At 67.2% G+C, this 18,946-nt stretch carries 17 protein-coding genes; 3 read left to right on the top strand and 14 right to left on the bottom strand.

Features of this window, described 5'->3' with window-relative positions; genetic code table 11:
- Positions 1-285: 285 nt before the first annotated feature.
- The 10 genes from C2862_RS05660 to C2862_RS05615 all read right to left on the bottom strand — a co-directional run bounded on the left by C2862_RS05660 (position 286) and on the right by C2862_RS05615 (position 11,479).
- A complete protein-coding gene (locus tag C2862_RS05660; protein WP_136219138.1) occupies positions 286-2,538 on the bottom strand; it encodes an ATP-binding protein in 2,253 nt (750 codons plus the stop codon).
- Between the two features lie 102 nt (positions 2,539-2,640).
- Positions 2,641-3,045 (bottom strand): RidA family protein, encoded by a 405-nt coding sequence (locus C2862_RS05655; RefSeq protein ID WP_136219137.1) that lies wholly within the window; start codon positions 3,043-3,045, stop codon positions 2,641-2,643.
- Between the two features lie 4 nt (positions 3,046-3,049).
- The gene (locus C2862_RS05650; RefSeq protein ID WP_136219136.1) at positions 3,050-3,496 is read right to left on the bottom strand and encodes a thioesterase family protein; all 447 of its coding nucleotides are present in this window, start codon (positions 3,494-3,496) and stop codon (positions 3,050-3,052) included.
- Positions 3,489-4,661: an acyl-CoA dehydrogenase family protein gene (locus C2862_RS05645; RefSeq protein ID WP_136219135.1), complete on the bottom strand. Its 1,173-nt coding sequence runs from the start codon at positions 4,659-4,661 to the stop codon at positions 3,489-3,491. Before C2862_RS05645 ends, C2862_RS05650 begins: the two co-directional genes overlap by 8 nt.
- A gap of 2 nt (positions 4,662-4,663) precedes the next feature.
- Complete coding sequence (locus tag C2862_RS05640) at positions 4,664-5,518, bottom strand: enoyl-CoA hydratase family protein (protein ID WP_136219134.1); 855 nt, start codon at positions 5,516-5,518, stop codon at positions 4,664-4,666.
- Between the two features lie 20 nt (positions 5,519-5,538).
- The gene (locus C2862_RS05635; RefSeq protein WP_136219133.1) at positions 5,539-6,057 is read right to left on the bottom strand and encodes a MarR family winged helix-turn-helix transcriptional regulator; all 519 of its coding nucleotides are present in this window, start codon (positions 6,055-6,057) and stop codon (positions 5,539-5,541) included.
- Between the two features lie 15 nt (positions 6,058-6,072).
- On the bottom strand, positions 6,073-6,855 hold the full coding sequence (locus C2862_RS05630) for an SDR family NAD(P)-dependent oxidoreductase (RefSeq protein ID WP_136219132.1): 783 nt from the start codon (positions 6,853-6,855) through the stop codon (positions 6,073-6,075).
- 1 nt (position 6,856) lies between these two features.
- Positions 6,857-9,250, bottom strand: a complete 2,394-nt coding sequence (locus tag C2862_RS05625) for a bifunctional salicylyl-CoA 5-hydroxylase/oxidoreductase (RefSeq protein ID WP_136219131.1) — start codon at positions 9,248-9,250, stop codon at positions 6,857-6,859.
- Positions 9,251-9,253: 3 nt separating this feature from the next.
- A complete protein-coding gene (locus C2862_RS05620; protein ID WP_136219130.1) occupies positions 9,254-10,882 on the bottom strand; it encodes an AMP-binding protein in 1,629 nt (542 codons plus the stop codon).
- A gap of 111 nt (positions 10,883-10,993) precedes the next feature.
- Positions 10,994-11,479: an Lrp/AsnC family transcriptional regulator gene (locus C2862_RS05615; protein WP_136219129.1), complete on the bottom strand. Its 486-nt coding sequence runs from the start codon at positions 11,477-11,479 to the stop codon at positions 10,994-10,996.
- A 75-nt stretch (positions 11,480-11,554) separates the two neighbouring features.
- Between C2862_RS05615 and ilvB the strand changes: the two genes are divergently transcribed.
- Positions 11,555-13,336 (top strand): biosynthetic-type acetolactate synthase large subunit, encoded by a 1,782-nt coding sequence (ilvB, locus tag C2862_RS05610; RefSeq protein ID WP_136219128.1) that lies wholly within the window; start codon positions 11,555-11,557, stop codon positions 13,334-13,336.
- A 58-nt stretch (positions 13,337-13,394) separates the two neighbouring features.
- Positions 13,395-13,751, top strand: a complete 357-nt coding sequence (locus tag C2862_RS05605) for a translation initiation factor Sui1 (RefSeq protein WP_136219127.1) — start codon at positions 13,395-13,397, stop codon at positions 13,749-13,751.
- Positions 13,752-13,769: 18 nt separating this feature from the next.
- Here C2862_RS05605 and C2862_RS05600 read toward each other — a convergent pair whose 3' ends face one another.
- The 4 genes from C2862_RS05600 to C2862_RS05585 are packed head-to-tail and all read right to left on the bottom strand — an operon-like array spanning position 13,770 to position 17,867.
- Positions 13,770-14,603: a CoA ester lyase gene (locus C2862_RS05600; protein ID WP_136219126.1), complete on the bottom strand. Its 834-nt coding sequence runs from the start codon at positions 14,601-14,603 to the stop codon at positions 13,770-13,772.
- 16 nt (positions 14,604-14,619) lie between these two features.
- On the bottom strand, positions 14,620-15,798 hold the full coding sequence (locus C2862_RS05595; protein WP_136219125.1) for a CaiB/BaiF CoA-transferase family protein: 1,179 nt from the start codon (positions 15,796-15,798) through the stop codon (positions 14,620-14,622).
- 9 nt (positions 15,799-15,807) lie between these two features.
- Positions 15,808-16,968 (bottom strand): acyl-CoA dehydrogenase family protein, encoded by a 1,161-nt coding sequence (locus C2862_RS05590; protein ID WP_136219124.1) that lies wholly within the window; start codon positions 16,966-16,968, stop codon positions 15,808-15,810.
- A complete protein-coding gene (locus tag C2862_RS05585; RefSeq protein WP_136219123.1) occupies positions 16,965-17,867 on the bottom strand; it encodes a MaoC family dehydratase N-terminal domain-containing protein in 903 nt (300 codons plus the stop codon). Before C2862_RS05585 ends, C2862_RS05590 begins: the two co-directional genes overlap by 4 nt.
- A gap of 88 nt (positions 17,868-17,955) precedes the next feature.
- Here C2862_RS05585 and C2862_RS05580 point away from each other — a divergent pair, with 88 nt between their 5' ends.
- A complete protein-coding gene (locus C2862_RS05580; protein WP_229467303.1) occupies positions 17,956-18,930 on the top strand; it encodes a LysR substrate-binding domain-containing protein in 975 nt (324 codons plus the stop codon).
- Positions 18,931-18,946 lie beyond the last annotated feature (16 nt).

The following is an 18,946-nucleotide window of genomic DNA, read 5'->3' as shown; positions in this document are numbered from 1 at the left end:
AGGTCGCACCAAAGCACGCCATGGCTGGACATGGCAAAGACACGCTGCCGGCGCTCGAGCCGCTGCAGGTGATGGCGCTCGACGCGTAGTGGGGTGATCGAGTCGGTAGTTGCCCGGGGCGGGGAGAAAGCGCGCTTGTCACAGGACTGGACCGGCAAACCTCAGGCCAAATTCCTACGGTCTCCGTCGGCAATTGTGTTGTTGAGATCGTGTCCACATGCCAGACCTGCCCCCCCACCAGAGCAGTACCTCACTTCTGGTAATCGATGCTTTGCGAAGGGAGCGTCAGGCGCCAGCAGGCTGCCTTGGCAACGCAAAGGAAACCGTCGCCCCTTCGCCCGCCTCCGATTTCGCCCACGCACGGCCATGATGCCTTTCCACCGCGCGGCGCACGTTGGCCAGCCCGATACCTGTGCCCTCGAAATCCTCCATGCGGTGCAGGCGCTGGAACACACCGAAGAGTTTATGCACGTACTGCATATCGAAACCGACCCCATTGTCCGTGACGTGAAAAACGGTCTCGTCCGGCAAGTCTTCGCCCGACACGCGAATGCGGGCCGGCGTTTTGCGCGCCGTGAATTTGATCGCGTTCGACAGCAGGTTGAATACGGCCATCTCCAGAAATGCAGGGTCCGCCCACGCCCGGGGGAGTTGGGCGATATCCCATTCGATCTGGCGGCCGGAGAAATCCGGCTCCAGCTTCTCCAGGCAGCGCGCCACCATGGCGTTCATGTCGACCGCCACCGGATGGAGGGCAACCCGTCCCATCTGCGAAAAGGACAGCAGGTCGTCCACCAGCTTGCCGCTCATGCGCGCGGATTCCTTGATATTCGAAAGGAAGCGCTGCCGCTGTTGCATGCCCTCGCTGCCGGCCGATTCGAGCAGCAAGTCCGAGAAACCGACGATGTGGCGCAGGGGCGCGCGCAGGTCGTGCGAGACCGAATACGAAAAGGCTTCCAGCTCCTTGTTGGAGCGTCCCAGCTCGCTGGCGAGTGCCGCCATCTGTTCGGCGCGCTCGAGGACGATCCCGAGCAGCGCACTACGAAATTCCACAGCCAGCTCGATTTCGCCGCCATGCCAGGGCCGGCTGATGCCATGGATCGTCTCGCGCCAGGCAGCGAAGCTGGTGCGCGGCGACAGTTGCATGGGCAAGTCCTCCTGTTCCGCCGCGGCCTGGACCAGCTTGTCGTGCGGGTAACCTGCCCATTCGATCGTATGGACATACTCGGGCCGGAACCAGAGCAGGTAGTGCTTGTGGATACGCGAAATCGGCATGGCCAGCAAGCCGCTCGCATTACGTATCAAGGCCGTGCCCGGCGCATAGACCGCCGAAAGCCGGTCGGTATGAAACAATTCGCCGCCATCGTGCCCGGACAGCCACTCGACCAGCCCCTGGATCTCTTCGCGCCCGGGCGTGTCGCCATGCGTCAGGATACGCTCGTCCACCACCACCGCCGCTCCGGAGGCGCGCGCAAAGCGCAGCAGGTCGGGAAACACCCTGGACAGGTTGTCGACGAAGTCGCCGTTCTGCGTCAGCTCGGCCAGCACGGACAGCATGGTGCGCCGCACGTCCAGGCGGAACTGCAGTTCGGCGGCATCCTCGCGCGACTCGATGCACAAGGCAAGGATCTGGGCGAGCTGTTCGCACGCAGTCCGTTTCTCGAAAGAGACCGGTTTGGGATCCTCGTTATGACAGGACACCAGGCCCCACAGCTTGCCTTTGACCATCAGGGAAACCGACATCGACGCCATCGTCGTCATGTTGCGCATGTATTGCAAATGGAACGGAGAAACGCTGCGCAGGACCGCTAACGAGAGGTCGTTTGGCCGCCCGGTCCTGGGGTTGGCCGGCGGTACCAGGGGTGAAGGCCGATAGTTGGCGTCCTGGATCAGGCGAATCCGCGACAGCGCATACAGCTCGCGCGCCTGCGCGGGAATGTCCGACGCGGGAAAATGCTGGTTCATGTACGACGCGTAGCTCTCTTCTTTCGCTTCGGCGGTCACGTGCCCATGACCGTCGGCGTCGAATTTGTACACGAGCACGCGGCCAAAGCCCGTGACGGCGCGAATGTGCTGGCATGCCGAGCGGGCGAGCGACTCCAGGCACGCCGTGTCGTTCACCTTCAGCAGGAAGTCGCCGATCAAGGGATAGAGTTCGCGAAAGTCGGCGGGAGCGGGCCGGCCCACCGGCTCGAACTCCACGATGAGCAATGCATCCCAGCGGTGCGCCGTCACGTCGAAGTGACGCCCGTTTGTCGCGGTGACAGTACCGACGTAGGCTGGACGGGATTCGCGTTGCGCGGACAGCCCTGGCGCCAGCTGCTGCGCCGCCGGCGCGCCAATGACCGCATCCAGCGCACCCCCGATGACCGACTCGGCGCTGCAACCCGCCAGGTCGAGGACATTCTCGCTCGCCTGCAGAACGTCGAGCGCGTCCGATAGCGTCAGCAGGAATCCATGGGGCTGGATCGTTCCAGGCGTACGGATCGGCTCCTTGTCGCAGTTGGACAAGTCGAGGGTTGCACCAGAAGTACTCATGAAGTTCCGGGAGGGGCGCACGGCCCCGTTGATCTTTGAATCATTCATCCTACCCGGAATTGATGAACTTCTATGTTCGATAGCTTACAGAGGAGACCATGCTCAGTATGTTGTTTCGGGTGGCACCACCGCCGTCACCTCGATCTCCACCCGCGCCCTGTCCTCCACCAGCCCCGCCACCTGCACCGCAGTCATGCTCGGAAAATGCTTCCCGATCAGCTCGCGGTAGGCCACCCCGATCTCCGGATACGCCGCCACATATTCCTTCTTGTCGAGCACATACCAGGTCATGCGCACGATGTGCTCAGGTTTGGCACCGCCTTCGGCCAGCACCGCGACGATGTTCTGCAGCGCCTGGCGCACCTGGCCGGCGAAGTCGTCGGTCTGGAAGACGCCGTCGGCGTCCCAGCCGATCATGCCGCTGACGAAAACCATCCGGCCCGAGGCGGCGATGCCGTTGGAGTAGCCGCGTGGGCGGGGCCAGCCTTCTGGTTGGAGGAAGTCCATGGGGTTACCTTTCTTGGTCAGATTGTTCTGCGGGTGCATAGGCGGCGATACGCGAACGCATGGCGTCGGGAATGCGCGCGGCCCGCTTTGTCGTCAATTCCATCAGCACCAGTACGAGCGTCGCGCGCACGCGATCGGCGCCGTCTTCGCCCACCAGGCGGATCGCCAGCGTGATCGATGCGCCGCCGATCTTCAGGACCGACAGCTCGGCGCGCAGCACGTCGCCCAGCCGGCTGGTCGCGACGAACTCGGTCTGGATGCTCACGGTCGGCACGCCGAGTCCCCGCTCCTGGTGCAGCTCGCGGAAGCTGGCGCCCAGGCCCTGTGCGCACCAGTCCTCGACCAGGTTGTTGAACATCTCGAAGTAGCGCGGATAGAAAACGATACCCGCCGGATCGCAGTCGCCAAAGCGCACCAGCACCTCGCGCGCGAAGATGCGCTCGTCAGCCACGCGGCACCGCCTCCGCCAGCAGCTCGCGCGCGATGATCAGCTGCTGCACCTCGGTCGCGCCCTCGTAGATGCGCAGCGAGCGGATCTCGCGGTACAGGCGCTCGACCGGCTGTTCGCTCACGACGCCCAGGCCGCCGAACATCTGCACCGCGGCGTCGATCACCTGCTGCGCCGTTTCGGTCGCGGTCAGCTTGGCCATCGCGGCCTCTTTCGTTACGCGGCGCCCCTGGTCGCGCTGCCAGGCGGCGCGGTAGGTCAGCAAGGCGGCGGCGTCGATGCCGGTCGCCATCTGCGCCAGCTTGGCCTGGGTCAGCTGGAAGTCGGCCAGGGTCTTGCCGAACATCTTGCGGCTGGTAGTGCGGGCCAGCGCCTCGTCCAGCGCGCGGCGGGCGAAGCCCAGTGCGGCGGCGGCGACCGAGGTGCGGAAGATGTCGAGGGTCGCCATCGCGACCTTGAAGCCCTGCCCCGCTTCGCCCAGGCGCTTCGAGACCGGGACGCGGCAATTCGTAAAGCGCAGGCGCGCCAGCGGGTGCGGGGCGATGACGTCGATGCGCTCGGCGATCTCGAATCCCGGCAGGCCGGCGTCGACGATGAAGGCCGAGATGCCGCGCGCGCCGGGCGCCTCACCGGTGCGGGCGAAGACGACGTACACGTCGGCAATGCCGCCGTTCGAGATCCATGTCTTTTCGCCGTTCAGCACATAGTGGTCGCCGTCGAGCGTGGCGGCGCAGGCCATGGCGGCCACGTCGGAGCCGGCGTCCGGCTCGGACAGCGCAAACGCGGAAATGGCTTCGCCGCGGCCGACGCGCGTCAAGTACTCACGCTTGTTCTCCTCGCTGCCGTACAGGGTAATGGCGCCGCTGCCCAGGCCCTGCATGGCGAAGGCGAAGTCGGCCAAGCCCGAGTGGCGCGCCAGGGTTTCGCGGATCAGGCAGACGGCGCGCGTGTCGATGGCATCGCTGGCGCCGCCGTAGGCCGTGCCGCCGATCGCGTGCTTCAGCCAGCCTGCCTGACCCAGCTGTTTGACGAGCGCGCGGCAGGCGGCGTCGACGTCGTGGTCGTGATGCTGCGGGATGTGCTGCGCGGCCCAGGCGTCCAGGCTCTGCGCCAGTTCGCGGTGGCGGCCTTCGAGGAAGGGCCAGTTCAGGTATTCAAGATCGGCCATGCTCAGTTCCCTTCGAATTGGGGTTTTTCCTTCGCCACGAACGCGTGGTAGGCGCGATGGAAGTCGTTGGTGGCCATGCAGATGGCCTGGGCCTGGGCTTCGGCTTCGATCGCTTCGTCCACGCCCATGTTCCATTCCTGCTGCAGCATCTTCTTGGTCATGCCGTGGGCGAAGGTCGGGCCGCTCGCCAGCGAGGCGGCGAAAGCCTGCGCATCCGCCAGCACGCTTTCGGGCGCGCACAGGCGGTTGAAGAAGCCCCAGCGCTCGGCCTCCTCGCCACCGAGGCTGCGTCCCGTATAAAGCAGTTCGGCGGCGCGGCCCTGGCCGATCACGCGCGGCAGCAGCGCGCAGGCGCCCATGTCGCAGCCGGCCAGGCCGACGCGGGTGAACAGGAAGGCCGTCTTGCTGCGCGCGGTGCCGTAGCGGATATCCGAGGACAGCGCCAGGATCGCGCCCGCGCCGGCGCAGACGCCGTCGATGGCGGCGACGATCGGCTGCGGGCAGGCGCGCATCGCTTTCACCAGGTCGCCCGTCATGCGGGTAAAAGCCAGCAGGCCCGGCATGTCGAGCTTGGTGAGCGGGCCGATGATGTCGTGGACGTCGCCGCCGGAACAGAAGTTCTCGCCGGCGCCGGTGACGACGATCGCCTTGACGTCGTCGGCATAGGCCAGTGCGCGGAACAGGTCGCGCAGCTCGGCGTAGGAGTCGAAGGTGAGCGGGTTCTTGCGCTCGGGGCGGTTCAGCGTGATCGTGGCCACGCCGGCTTCGAGTGCGAACAGGAAGTGCTGCGGCTGGTGGTCGCCAAAGCTGGCGCGGTTGCCCGGCAGTTGCTGCGGTTCGCCTGGTAGGTAACGCATGGTTTCTCCTGGTGTTCTGGTCAGTCGGCGGCGCTCAAGCCCCGCTTCAATGTGGACAGCGTCGCCATCAGCGCCGCACGTTCGTCTTCCTGCAGGCCGGACATCAGCTCGATGATCCAGGCTTCGTGGCGCGCCGCCATGCGTTTGAAACTCCGGCGCCCGGCCGGCGTCAGGCGCACGCTGTAGGCGCGGCCGTCGCCCGGCACCGCGTCGCGCGCGACCAGGTCTTCCTGCTCGAGCAGGTTGACGATGCCGGTGACGTTGGCGCTGGTGACCATCATGCGCTTCGACAGTTCGCCCATGCGCAGGCCCTCCGGATGGCGGTCGAGCTGCGCCATCAGGTCGAAGCGCGGCAGCGTGATGCCGAATTCAAGGCGCAGGCGCGACCGGATCTCGGTCTCGATCAGGGTCGTACACGAGAGCATGCGCAGCCAGAGTTTCAGGGACTGGTGATTGTCGTCCGTCAGGCGGCTCTCGACGTCGAGCACCTCGTCGTTTTCGGTGGTGGCGACCGCCAATGCGGCGTGTTTTCGTGGCATGCTTGCTTCCTCGTTTTACATGACTTCGCCGCCGGCGACGGCGACTGCTTGTCCATTCATCGCGCCTGCGCCCGGCATGCAGAGCCAGACGACGGCGTTCGCTACCTCGTCCGGCTGCACCAGCCGCCGCTGCGGATTGGTGGAGGCAAGTTCGGCCAGCGCCTGCTCTTCGCTGCGGCCGGTCTTGGCGACGATGTTCGCCACGGCCTCGCGCACGATGTCGGTCTCGGTGTAGCCGGGGCAGACCGCGTTGACGGTCACGCCCTTGGCCGCCACTTCCAGCGCCAGCGAACGGGTCAGCCCGACCACGCCGTGCTTGGCCGCGCAGTAGGCCGACACGTAGCCGTAGCCCGTCAGCCCCGCCGTACTGGCGACGTTCACGATGCGGCCCCAGCGCGCTTCGAGCATGGCGGGCAGCGCGGCGCGGATGCAGTGCCAGGTGCCGGTCAAGTTCACGGCCAGCATCTGGTTCCAGACGTCCTCGCCGGTTTTCAGCAGTGGCGCGGATGCGGCCTGCCCTGCATTATTTACCAGTACGCTCACCGGGCCGAAGCGCGCCTCGGCCGCGGCGAAGGCCTGCGCCACCGACTCCGCGCTGGTGACGTCCATCGCCTCTGACGCAATCTCGCCCAGCATGGACAGGTCGGCCACGGTAGCGGCCAGCGCCTCGCGCTTGCGGCCCGTGATGGTGACGCGGGCGCCCTGTTCCAGCAAGGCCCCCGCGATCGCGGCACCGATGCCGCGTCCACCGCCGGTGACCAGGGCGTGGCGCCCGGCCAGGCTGTCATTTGCCTTCATCTCAGCCCTCCAGCAGCTTGGCCGCGACCTGCTGCGGCGTGAGGCCGCTGCTGGCGGCGGCCAGCTGGCGTTCGCGTTCCAGGTTGCGCTCCAGCTGCAGCTTGCCGGCGTAGTACTGCTTCGGCCACGCCACCGGCGTATAGCCCAGCTTCGCCGCTTCGTGCAGGGTCCAGGCCGGGTCGGCCAGGTGCGGCCGCGCGATCGCGCACAGGTCGGCACGGCCGGAGGCGATGATGCTGTTGGCGTGGTCGGCCTCGAAGATGGCGCCCACCGCGATGGTCGGAATCCCGACCTCGTTGCGGATGCGGTCCGCGAACGGGGTCTGGAACATGCGTCCATACACCGGCTTTTCCTTCTTGCTGACCTGGCCCGAGGAGACGTCGATCATGTCGGCGCCGGCCTCCTTGAACAGGCGCGCAACCTCGACGGCGTCGTCGGGCGTCAGGCCGCCTTCGACCCAATCGTGGGCCGACAGGCGCACACTGATCGGCCGGTCTTCCGGCCAGACGGCGCGGATCGCGTGGAAGACTTCGAGCGGATAGCGGCAGCGGTTTTCGACGCTGCCGCCGTATTCGTCCTGGCGCTGGTTGGTCAGCGGCGAAATGAAGCTGGAAAGGAAGTAGCCGTGGGCGCAGTGCAGCTCGAGCCAGTCGAAACCGGCCTTGGCGGCCTCGCCGGTCGCGCGCACGAAGTCGAGCTTGATGCGCTCCAGGTCTTCGCGCGTGGCTTCGCGCGCCACCTGCGATACGCCTTCCAGGTATTGCTGGGGCGAGGCCGACACCAGCGGCCAGTTGCCGTCGTCGAGCGGCTGGTCGGTGCCGTCCCAGGCACGCTTGGTGGAACCCTTGGCGCCGGCGTGGCCGAGTTGCAGGGCGATCTTCGCGTCGCTGTTGGCGTGGACAAAGTCGACGATGCGGGTCCAGGCGGCCGTGTGCTCGGGCGTATACATGCCGGGGCAGCCCGGCGTGATGCGCGCGTCGGCCGAGACGCAGGTCATCTCCGCGCACACCATCGCCGCGCCGCCCAGCGCCCGCGCGCCCAGGTGCACCAGGTGGTAGTCGCCCGCGACGCCATCCACCGCCGAATACTGGGCCATCGGCGAGACGACGATGCGGTTCTTCAGCAGGGTGCCGCGCAGGCGGAAGGGCGTGAACATCGGCGGAATGCTGCCGGCATTCGCCGGTACTGGTATCCCAGCCTGCTCGAAGGCACGGCTGGCGATCCATTCCTCGAACTGGCCGACATAGGCTGCGTCGCGCACGCGCAGGTTCTCGTGCGACAGGCGCTGGCTGCGGGTCAGCATCGAGTAGGCGAACTGCTCTGCTTCCATCGCGGTATAGCGTTCGACGTTCTCGAACCACTCCATCGAGTTGCGCGCAGCGCTCTGGATCTTCAACACCTCGACCGCGCGCACGGCCTGGTAATCCTCCAATACCTTCTCGATGCCGGCCGCGCCATCACGCTCGAAGCAGCGCGCCAGCTCGATCGCATCTTCCAGCGCCAGCTTGGTGCCGGAGCCGATCGAGAAGTGGGCAGTGTGGGCGGCGTCCCCCATCAGCACCACGGGCACGCGGCGGCCATCGATGGTATTCCAGTGCACCCATTCGCGGCAGACGATGCGCGGGAACTTGATCCACATGGCCGAGCCGCGCAGGTGCGAGGCATTGCTCATCAGGGGGTGGCCGTCCAGATACTTGGCGAACAGCCTTTCGCAGACGGCGATGCCCTCTTCCTGGCTCATGCCCTCCAGGCCGGATTTGCGCCAGACCTCTTCCGGGGTCTCGACGATGAAGGTCGAGGTGTCGCCGTCGTACTGGTAGCAGTGGGCCTGGAACCAGCCATGCTCCGTCTTCTCGAAGGCGAAGGTGAAGGCGTCGAACTTCTTCTTCGTGCCGAGCCAGACGAAGCGGCAGTTGCGGGTATCGATGTCGGGCTGGTAGGTGTCGACGTAGCGGGTGCGCACACGGCTGTTCAGGCCATCGCTGGCGATCACCAGGTCGGCGCCGTACTGGCGTGCAAGCGCCTGGTCGTCGCACACGTCGGTCTCGAACACGAGGCGCACACCCAGCTCTTCGCAGCGCGCTTGCAGGATGTTCAGCAGGCGCTTGCGGCCGATGCCGCAGAAGCCGTGGCCGCCGGAGGTGACGGTGCGGCCCTTGAAGTGGACGTCGATGTCGTCCCAGTGGTTGAAGGATTGCAGGATGGTGCGTGCGGTCTGCTCGTCGGCCGCGACCAGGTTGCCCAGGGTCTGGTCGGAGAAGACGACGCCCCAGCCGAAGGTGTCATAGGGACGATTGCGCTCGATGACCGTGATCTCGTGGGAAGGGTCCTGCTTCTTCATCAGCAGGGCGAAATACAGGCCGGCGGGACCGCCGCCAATGCAAACGATGTTCATGGCTTACTCCGAGAGTTGCTTTGCTTCCTGGCGCAGCTTGAAACGCTGCAGCTTGCCCGTGTCGGTGCGCGGCAAGGCGGCGCGGAACTCGATCCTGCGCGGGTATTTATAGGGGGCGACGGTCTGCTTGACGTGGTCCTGCAGCGCCTTGGCCATCTCCGGGGTGCCTTCATGGCCGGGCCGCAGCACGACATAGGCCAGCACCAGCTGCCCGCGCTCGGCATCGGGCGCGCCCACGACGCCGCATTCGGCCACCGCCGGGTGCTGCATCAGCGCGTCCTCGACCTCCGGCCCGGCGATGTTGTAGCCGGCCGAGATGATCATGTCGTCGGTGCGCGCCTGGTACCAGTAATAGCCGTCTTCGTCCATCCGGTAGGCGTCGCCCGTCAGGTTCCAGCCATTGCAGATGTAGTCGAGCTGGCGCGGATCGGCCAGGTAGCGGCAGCCGGTCGGGCCCTTGACGGCGAGCCGGCCGACGACGCCCGCTTCCACAGGCTTGCCGTCGTCGTCGAGGATGCAGGCGCGGTAGCCGGGAATCGGGCGGCCGGTGGCGCCGGGGCGGATGTCCTCGCCCGCGGCGGAGATAAAGATGTGCAGCATCTCGGTCGAGCCGATCCCGTCGATCATCGCGAGGCCAGTGGCCTGCTGCCAGGCCTGGCGCGTCTGCAATGGCAGCGCTTCGCCGGCCGAGACGCTGCGCGTCAGGCTGGACAGGTTGTATTTACTCGCCAGCGGCGCCATCTGGCGATAGAAGGTCGGCGCGGTGAAGCAGACGGTGGCGCGGTATTGGGCGATCGCCGCCAGCAGCGCATCGGGCGTGAGCTTCTCCAGCAGCACGGTCGAGGCGCCATGCCGCAGCGGGAACAGCAGCAGCCCGCCCAGGCCGAAAGTAAAGGCGAGCGGCGGCGTACCGATGAAGACGTCGTCCGCTTGCGTGGCGAGCAGCGAGCGCGGGAAGCAGTCGCAAACGGCCAGCACGTCGCGGTGGAAGTGCATGGTGCCTTTGGGGCGGCCGGTGGTGCCGGAGGTGAAGCTGAGCAGGCACACGTCTTCAGCCGCCGTGTCGACCGCCTCGAAGTGTGAAGGCATCGATGCCATCAGGGCGTCGAGCGAACCGGGGCCGCCGTCGTTAAAGGAGAGCACGCGCGGCGGAACTTCGGCTTCGCTGCAGGCCTGGTCGAGTTCCGCACGCAGGTCGGCGGCGCACAGCACCGCATCCACCCGCGCCAGCCCGATGATGGTGCTCAGCTCTTTCGCGCGCAGCAGCGGCATGGTCGGCACCGCGACATAACCCGCCTTCCAGACCGCCAGTACGCAGGCCGCCATCATCGGGTTGTTCGCGCCGCGCAGCAGCACGCGGTTGCCGGTCACTAGCTTGAGTTCCTTCTGCAGGACGCCGGCGATGCGGTCGACCTTGTCCAGCAGATCGGCATAGGTCCAGCTGACGCCGGCGCCACGGACGGCGATCGACTCGCCATGGCCCTGCGCGACCATCGCATCGAGCAGTTCGTGCGCGCAGTTCAGGCGCGCGGGGTACTGCAATTCGTCGAGCTCGAACAGCAGCTCGGGCCACTGCTCGCGCGGCGGCAGGTTGTCGTTCGCAAAAGTGTCCAGGTACGCGGTTCCGTTCATGGGGTCTCCGGCCAGCCAGGTGAATTGTTTGCTACACTGCGCACATACTTTAAGCCTAAAGTAGTTTGCGGCGCAAGCGATTCATTGACGGTGGCCGGAAAGCCTGCGAACTCAGCTGGTCAGCGGCGTGTCTTCCTTCTTCAATGTGCGCAAGACGAAACTCGACTTGCTGTGCCGGATACCGGGAATCATGTAGAGCTTCTCGCGCAGGAGCCGCTCATAGTCGCGCGTGTCCTTCACCGCGATCCGGATGAAGTAATCGTAGTCGCCCGAGATCAGGAAGGCTTCGAGCACCTCGGGGATCGATTGCAGCGCGCGCCCGAAGGCGTCGAGCGTTTCCTGGCTGTGGCTGCCCAGCGTGACCTGGACGATGACCGAATCCTGGTAGCCGATCTGCGCCAGGTCGACCTTGACCGTATAGGCCGCGATGGCGCCGCTATCGGTCATGCGCTTGATGCGGTTCCAGCACGAGGTGGTCGACAAGCCGACCTGCTTGCCGATTTCCTGCAGGGGCGTGCGCGAGTCAGTCAGCAGGATGCGCAAGATCGCCAGATCGAGCCGGTCGAAGGATTTTCCTAATTCCTCGCTATTTTCCATAAGATTTTCACTCTCAGGCCAAATTAGGCTGAAATTATGAAGCACTTTCCGCGCCCGGGTCGATAAACTTTCCGCATGACCAGTTTACCCACCCTACCCGGCCTTCCCTTGCCTGCGCCCGGCCAGCGCACCACCCTGAGCGGCGCCCAGGTGCTGCTGCGCACCCTGATCGACGCGGGCGTCGACACCGTGTTCGGCTACCCCGGCGGCGCCGTGCTGCCGCTCTACGACGCCCTGCACCAGGAACCGCGCCTGCGCCACGTACTGGTGCGGCACGAACAGGCCGCAGTGCACGCGGCCGAAGGCTATGCGCGGTCGACCGGCCGCCTCGGCGTCGTCTTCGTCACCTCCGGCCCCGGCATCGCCAACACGGTGTCCGGATTGCTCGACGCGCTGTGCGATTCGGTGCCCGTGCTGTGCCTCAGTGGACAGGTCGCTACCAACCTGATCGGCACCAACGCCTTCCAGGAGTGCGACGCCCTCGGCATTTCGCGCAGCGTGACCAAGTGGAATGCGCAGATCGGGACCTATGGCGAGATCGCGAACACGGTGCGCGAAGCGGTCCGCCAGGCGACGCAAGGCAGGCCGGGGCCGGTGCTGGTCGATATGCCGAAGAACATCCAGGCGCGGGAATTCGCCGTCCAGGCAGAGACCTCACCCAACTCCTCGCTCCTGCCCGCCGAGCGCCCGGCGCAGGCCGCCGACGCACAACTGGCGCAGGCCGCGGCCCTGATCGCCGCGGCCCGCCGGCCCGTCTTCTACGGCGGCGGTGGCCTGGTCAATGCCGGCAGCGAGGCCTGCGCCGCCTTCGCCCGCCTGGTCCGGATGAAGGACGCGCCCTGCACGCTCACGCTGATGGGCCTGGGCGCCTTTCCCGCTTCCGATCCGCGCTGGCTCGGCATGCTGGGCATGCACGGTACCCTCGAAGCGAACCTGGCGATGCACGGCGCCGACCTGGTCGTGTGCGTGGGCGCCCGCTTCGACGACCGCGTCACCGGGCGCCTCGACGGGTTCTGCCCGCACGCGAAGATCGTCCACATCGACATCGATCCGGACTCGATCAACAAACTGGTGCAGGCGGACGTGGGCCTGGTCGGCGATTGCGGCGCGGTCCTGGGCGAACTGGAAAGGAAGCTGCAGGCGCACGCGCTGGACCCGGCCGCGCTGCGCGACTGGTGGCGCACAATCCAGCGCTGGCGCGATGCGGATTGTCTCGGCTTCGCGTCCGGCGCGCCGGCCATTTCGCCGCAGATGCTGATGCATGCGCTCGCGGAGCAGTTGCGGGGCAAGGATGCCATCGTCTCCACCGACGTCGGCCAGCACCAGATGTGGGCGGCCCAGTACCTCCCGTTCGACCGGCCGCGCCGCTGGCTGACCTCGGGCGGCGCCGGCACGATGGGCTACGGCCTGCCCGCCGCGATCGGCGCCCAGGTCGCGCATCCCGGCCGGCTGGTGGCCTGCGTCAGCGGCGACGCGTCGATCCTGATGAACATCCAGGAGCTTGCCACCGCCGTCCAGCACCGCTGCCCGGTCAAGCTGATTTTGTCGAACAACGGCTGCATGGGCATGGTGCGCCAGTGGCAGGAACTGCATCACGGCGGGCGCTACAGCCACAGCTGGTCCGAAGCGCTGCCTGACTTCGTCGCGCTGGCGCGGGCCTTTGGCTGGCGCGCGCGCCGGGTCGAGCAGGCCGCCGATCTCGAAGCGGCGCTGCGCGAGTGCCTGTCGTCCGATGGTCCCTTCCTGCTCGACGTCGCGGTCGAGCAGGCCGAGAACTGCTTCCCCATGATTCCAGCGGGACGCGCGCACAACGAGGTCATGCTGTCGAAAGAGCGCATGTACGAGGAGCTGCCGTGACGGCGCAGCTGCTGCTACACTCGCGGGTCTCAAGATCTCCGTACGCAAGAGTAAGCACATGAAAAGCAGCGCCAAAGGTGGCCTCGTCTATTCGACCGAACACGGACGCATGTGTCCCGCATGCGCGCAGCCGGTGACGGCATGCGCGTGCAAGGCCAGGCCGGCCGTCGTTGGCGACGGCGTGGTGCGCGTCTCGCGCCAGTCCAAGGGCCGCGGGGGCAAGACGGTCACGCTGGTAAAAGGGGTCGCGCTCGATGCGGCGGCGCTGGCCGTGCTGGGCAAGCAGCTGCGCACGGCCTGCGGCTCGGGCGGGACCGTGAAGGACGGGGTGATCGAGATCCAGGGCGACCACTGCGAGCTGGTGATGGAGGTGCTCGGGAAACAGGGACACGATCCCAAGCGTGCGGGAGCCTGAGTCCGGCCCCGCCTGCCCTCAGTCGCTGTTCGGGCAGCCGCGCCGGGCCGCCGCTTCGTCCAGAATCTGGCGGGCGCGCAGGATGAGCGGCCGGTCGATCATCTTCCCATCCAGCGCCACCGCCGCCCCATCCGATCGCGCGGCCGCCTCCACCACGCGCGCCGCCCAGGCCAGCTCTTCCTCGTCGGGACTGAAGCAGCGATGAACTGCGTCCAGTTGCCGCGGGTGGATGCAGAGCTTGCCGCCAAAGCCCATCCGGCGCGCATGCCCGGCATCGTCGCGCAGGCGCACGCTGTCGTCGATGGCCGGCGTGACGCCGTCGACCGGCGCGCCGATGCCGGCCAGGCGCGATGCCAGCACCAGCTGCGAGCGGAAGAACAGCAATTCCTCGCGCTCGCCGCGAATACCCATGTCGAGCTGAAAATCGATCGATCCGAACAGCAGGCGCTGCACGCCCGGCGCGCGCGCCAGCGCGTCCAGGTTGCGGATGCCGGCTGCGCTCTCGACCAGCGGCAGGAGCGCGGCGGCGGGCGCGGCGGCGGCATGCAGCCGCGCCAGGTCCCCGGCCTCTTCCGCTTTCGACAGGACGACGCCGCTCACACCGGGCAGGGAGCACAGGGCGAGGTCCTCGGCGAACCATTCGGTGTCGGCGCCGTTGATGCGGATGCAGACCGGATGCGCGGGCGCCAGCCAGGCCGCCAGCGCCGCGCGCGCCGCGGACTTGTCGGCGCAGGGCACCGCGTCCTCGAGGTCGACGATCACCGCATCGGCCCCGGCCTGGCAGGCCTTGTCGAAGCGATCCGGCCGGTTGGCCGGAACGAACAGGTAGGAACGGGGGAGCAAGGTAGTCATGGGCAGTCCGTTCACGTCAGATCGCGCCGGCCGCGCGTAGGGTCTGCAGCGCCGCGCCGTCGTAGCCGAGTTCGGCGAGGATGGCCTCGGTGTGCTGGCCCAGCGCCGGCACGCCATCCATGCGCACGGCCTGCGCGTCCGTGACGCCCGGCGGCAGCAGGGCCGGTATCCTGCCCTCCGGGGTGTCGACCTCGGTCCAGCGTCCACGCGCCTGCAGTTGCGGATGGCGCCACAGGTCGTGCATGTCGTTCATGTGCGCATTGGCGATCTGGGCGGCGTCGAGACGTGCGATCACCTGCTCCGCCGTGAGGCGCGAGAAGGTCTCGACGATGATGGCGCGCAGCTCGGCGCGCGCGGCGGTGCGGGCGGCATTCGAGGCAAAGCGCGGGTCCTTTGCCAGCGCAGGCTGCTCCAGCACCCGGGCGCAGAACTGCTCCCACTCGCGCTCGTTCTGCAGTCCCAGCATGACGGTCTTGCCGTCGCCGGCTGGGAACGGTCCGTAGGGATAAATGGTCGCATGGGCGGCGCCCGCGCGCGGCGGCGGGCTGGCGCCGTCGATCGCGTAATACAGCGGATAGCTCATCCACTCGGCCATCGCCTCGAGCATGGAGACGTCGATCCGGCAGCCCTGCCCGGTGCGGCCGCGCGCGATCAGGGCCGCCAGGATGTTCGTATAGGCGTACATGCCGGCCGCGATGTCGGCGATCGAACAGCCGGCCTTGGCCGGCTCGTCGGGCGAACCGGTAATCGAGAGGAAGCCGGACTCGCTCTGGATCAGCAGGTCGTAGGCCTTCTTGTCGCGGTAGGGACCATCCGCGCCGTAACCCGAAATGTCGCAGACGATCAGGCGCGGGAAGCGTTCCTTCAGGGCCTCGTACGACAGCCCCAGGCGGGCCGCCGCGCCCGGCGCCAGGTTCTGCACCAGCACGTCGGCGCCGCCCAGTAACTGCTCGAGGATGCGCGCGGCTTCCTCGTGCTTGACGTCCAGGCTGAGGCTTTCCTTGGAGCGGTTGGTCCAGACGAAATGCGAGGCCAGGCCGCGCGCGCGGTCGTCGTAGGCGCGCGCGAAGTCGCCCACGCCCGGCCGCTCGACCTTGATCACGCGCGCGCCGAGGTCGGCCAGCTGGCGCGTGCAGAACGGCGCGGCGATCGCGTGTTCGAGGGTGACGACGGTGACGCCATCGAGGGGTTTCATGGCAGTCTCCTAGAACGAGCGCGGCATGCCGAGCACGTGCTCGCCGACATAGGCCAGGATCAGGTTGGTCGAGATCGGCGCCACCTGGTAGAGCCGGGTTTCGCGGAACTTGCGTTCGACGTCGTATTCGGCCGCGAAGCCGAAGCCGCCGTGGAACTGCAGGCAGGCGTTGGCCGCTTCCCAGGAAGCGTCGGCCGCCAGCATCTTGGCCATGTTGGCCTGCGCCCCGCAGGCCTGGTGCGCGTCGAACAGCTCGCAGGCTTTATAGCGCATCAGGTTGGCCGCCTCGAGGTTCACGTAGGCCTTGGCGATCGGGAACTGCACCCCCTGGTTCTGGCCGATCGGGCGGCCGAACACGACGCGCTCGTTCACGTACTTCGTTACCTTGTCGATGAACCAGTAGCCGTCGCCGATGCACTCGGCCGCGATCAGGGTGCGCTCGGCGTTCAGGCCGTCGAGGATGTACTTGAAGCCCTTCCCCTCCTCGCCGATCAGGTTCTCGACCGGGATCTCGAGGTTCTCGAAGAACAGCTCGTTGGTCTCATGGTTCACCATGTTCAGGATCGGCTGCACGCTCATGCCCTTGCCGATCGCATCAACCAGGTCGACGATGAAGATCGACATGCCTTCCGACTTCTTCGTCACCTGGTCCAGCGGCGTGGTGCGCGCCAGCAGGATCATCAGGTCCGAATGCTGGATGCGCGAGATCCACACCTTCTGGCCGTTGATCACGTACTTGTCGCCGCGGCGCTCGGCGGTGGTGCGGATGCGGGTGGTGTCGGTGCCGGTAGTGGGTTCGGTCACGGCCATCGATTGCAGGCGCAGCTCGCCGCTGGCGATCTTCGGCAGATAGCGTTCCTTCTGCGCCTGCGAACCGTGCCGCAGCAAGGTCCCCATGTTGTACATCTGGCCGTGGCAGGCGCCGGAATTGCCGCCGGCGCGGTTGATCTCTTCCATGATGACCGAGGCTTCCGTCAGCCCGAGTCCGGAGCCGCCGTATTCCTGTGGGATCAGCGCGGCCATCCAGCCGGCCTTGGTCAGCGCATCGACGAATTCCTCCGGATAGCCACGCGCCTCGTCGATTCGGCGGAAGTATTCGGCCGGGAATTCGGCGCACAGCGCGCGCACGGCATCGCGGATGTCCTGGTGCGATTGGTCCTGGTGGATCATGCTGGTTCTCCGTTGGGGGAAGTTGCGTGGGCGGCGGCGGGATGCAGGATGGCCTGTGCCTCCATCGCCAGCTCGCCGCGCTGGTTGCGGGCCCACAGCCTGACGGTGTCGCCGTCGGCCGCGGGCGTGCCGCAGACGTCGAAACTCTCGGTGTCGAACAGCGGCGCCAGCGCCCGGAAGCTGAATTTGGCGATCGTCCGCTCCGGCAGCTCGCGCTGCACCAGGTCGAGCAGCAGCGTGGCGATCAGCGGACCGTGGACGATCAGGCCCGGATAGCCCTCCACTTCGGTGACGTAGCTGCGGTCGTAGTGGATGCGGTGGCCGTTGAAGGTCAGGGCCGAATAGCGGAACAGCAGCACCGGATCCGGGTGGATCGTGCGCGACCAGCGCGCTTCGAGTGGGGCGGCCTTTGGCGGCGGCGGCGTGCTGCCCGGCGCCGCCAGGTCGCGGTAGACGATGTCGTGTTCCTCGGTGATGGCCGGCTGGCCGTCGCGGGTGATGGCGTGGCGCACCGTGACGAAGACCAGGCGGCCGCTGGAACCGGTCTTGGCCTGGACGCTCGCGATGGTCGAGGTGCGCGTCAATTCGGCGCCGATCGGCACCGGCGCGTGGAATACGAAGCGACCGCCTGCCCACATCCGGCGCGGCAGCGGCACCGGCGGCAGGAAGCCGCCGCGGCGCGGGTGGCCGTCGGCGCCGATCTGCGACTGCGGTACGACCGCGTTGAAGTTGGTCCAGTGCCAGAGCGGCGGCAAGGGATCGCCCGCGTGCGGCACGTCCGCATGCTCGAGCGTCGCCGCCAGCGCCGCCGCCACTTCCGGGCGCACCACCTCGTGCATCACTTCGGTCTTGCCGACCCACTGCTGGAGGTGGCCGGCGTCGAGTTCTTCAGGGTTCATGGTCGATCGAGCCAGGCTCGCGCTTGTTCAAAGTTCATTCATCATAGAATTCGATGGAATGCATAGTGAAATAGAAAACTTTGATACCATGATCACGTTCCGGCATGGCCCGGCCATCCATTTCAACGGACCCATGGACATCAAGCAGATCCGCACCCTGATCGCGATCGCCGAGACCGGCAGCGCCACGCGCGCCGGCGAGTTGCTGCACCTCGTGCAGCCGGCGGTGTCGCGGCACATCCGCATGCTCGAAGAGGAATGCGGCGTGCCCTTGTTCGAGCGCGAACGGCACGGCATGGTGCTGACCGACGCCGGCCGCACCCTGGTGGAGTACGGACGGCGCGCGCTGCGCGAGCTCGACAAGGCGCGGGCCGAAATCGGGCCCGCCGCCAACGCGATTGCAGGCCGGGTGGCAATCGGCCTGCTGGCCAGTACCAGCCGGCTGCTGGCGGCCGAGCTGGTGGCGCGCCTGCGCACGCGGCATCCGCGCGTCTCGCTCAGCGTGAACGTCGGTTACTCGGGCAATGTGGTGCAGTGGCTGGAGGCCGGCGAAGTCGAGCTGGCACTGCTGTACGACACCCGCTCCTCGACCGGCCTGCAGGTCGAGGCCCTGCTCGACGAGCGCCTGTATGTGATCGGCCCGCCGGGCGAGATCGCGGCCGGCGAACCCTTCCCGCTGAAGGCGCTGGAGGACCGGCCGATGGTGTTTCCGAGCGTGTCGCACGGCCTGCGCAGCAGCATCGAGCACGCCCTCGCCGTGGCCGGCATCACGGTCGATGTGGTGGCCGAGACCAATGCCCTTGACCTGCAGAAGTCGCTGGTGGCCAAGGGCTTTGGCTACACCATCCTGCCGAGCTCGGCGGTGCTGGACGAATTCGAGCAAGGCAGCCTGTCGGGCGCGCCGGTGGGCTCGCCCGAGCTGTCGCGCCGGATCGTGCTGGCCCGCTCGGCTGCGCGCCGGCCCTCGCCCGCCGGTGTCGCCGTCGCCGCCGAGCTGGTTGCGCTGATGAAGGAGATGGTGCAGGCCGAGGCCTGGCCCGGCGCGGCCTGGGTCGGACGCTGAAGGGGTGGCGGCGCAG

The organism is Massilia sp. Mn16-1_5, from assembly GCF_004798585.1.
Lineage (GTDB): Bacteria > Pseudomonadota > Gammaproteobacteria > Burkholderiales > Burkholderiaceae_D > Telluria.
The sequence above is the reverse complement of the archived record's forward strand: the minus strand, read 5'-3'. Positions and strand labels throughout refer to the sequence as shown.

Excerpts from the sequence above, each read along its gene's own strand:
- C2862_RS05660 (WP_136219138.1), bottom strand. The coding sequence starts at position 2,538 with ATGAGTACTTCTGGTGCAACCCTCGACTTGTCCAACTGCGACAAGGAG.
- C2862_RS05655 (WP_136219137.1), bottom strand. The coding sequence starts at position 3,045 with ATGGACTTCCTCCAACCAGAAGGCTGGCCCCGCCCACGCGGCTACTCC.
- C2862_RS05645 (WP_136219135.1), bottom strand. The coding sequence starts at position 4,661 with ATGGCCGATCTTGAATACCTGAACTGGCCCTTCCTCGAAGGCCGCCAC.
- C2862_RS05640 (WP_136219134.1), bottom strand. The coding sequence starts at position 5,518 with ATGCGTTACCTACCAGGCGAACCGCAGCAACTGCCGGGCAACCGCGCC.
- C2862_RS05635 (WP_136219133.1), bottom strand. The coding sequence starts at position 6,057 with ATGCCACGAAAACACGCCGCATTGGCGGTCGCCACCACCGAAAACGAC.
- C2862_RS05630 (WP_136219132.1), bottom strand. The coding sequence starts at position 6,855 with ATGAAGGCAAATGACAGCCTGGCCGGGCGCCACGCCCTGGTCACCGGC.
- C2862_RS05625 (WP_136219131.1), bottom strand. The coding sequence starts at position 9,250 with ATGAACATCGTTTGCATTGGCGGCGGTCCCGCCGGCCTGTATTTCGCC.
- C2862_RS05620 (WP_136219130.1), bottom strand. The coding sequence starts at position 10,882 with ATGAACGGAACCGCGTACCTGGACACTTTTGCGAACGACAACCTGCCG.
- C2862_RS05615 (WP_136219129.1), bottom strand. The coding sequence starts at position 11,479 with ATGGAAAATAGCGAGGAATTAGGAAAATCCTTCGACCGGCTCGATCTG.
- ilvB (WP_136219128.1), top strand. The coding sequence starts at position 11,555 with ATGACCAGTTTACCCACCCTACCCGGCCTTCCCTTGCCTGCGCCCGGC.
- C2862_RS05605 (WP_136219127.1), top strand. The coding sequence starts at position 13,395 with ATGAAAAGCAGCGCCAAAGGTGGCCTCGTCTATTCGACCGAACACGGA.
- C2862_RS05600 (WP_136219126.1), bottom strand. The coding sequence starts at position 14,603 with ATGACTACCTTGCTCCCCCGTTCCTACCTGTTCGTTCCGGCCAACCGG.
- C2862_RS05595 (WP_136219125.1), bottom strand. The coding sequence starts at position 15,798 with ATGAAACCCCTCGATGGCGTCACCGTCGTCACCCTCGAACACGCGATC.
- C2862_RS05590 (WP_136219124.1), bottom strand. The coding sequence starts at position 16,968 with ATGATCCACCAGGACCAATCGCACCAGGACATCCGCGATGCCGTGCGC.
- C2862_RS05585 (WP_136219123.1), bottom strand. The coding sequence starts at position 17,867 with ATGAACCCTGAAGAACTCGACGCCGGCCACCTCCAGCAGTGGGTCGGC.
- C2862_RS05580 (WP_229467303.1), top strand. The coding sequence starts at position 17,956 with ATGATCACGTTCCGGCATGGCCCGGCCATCCATTTCAACGGACCCATG.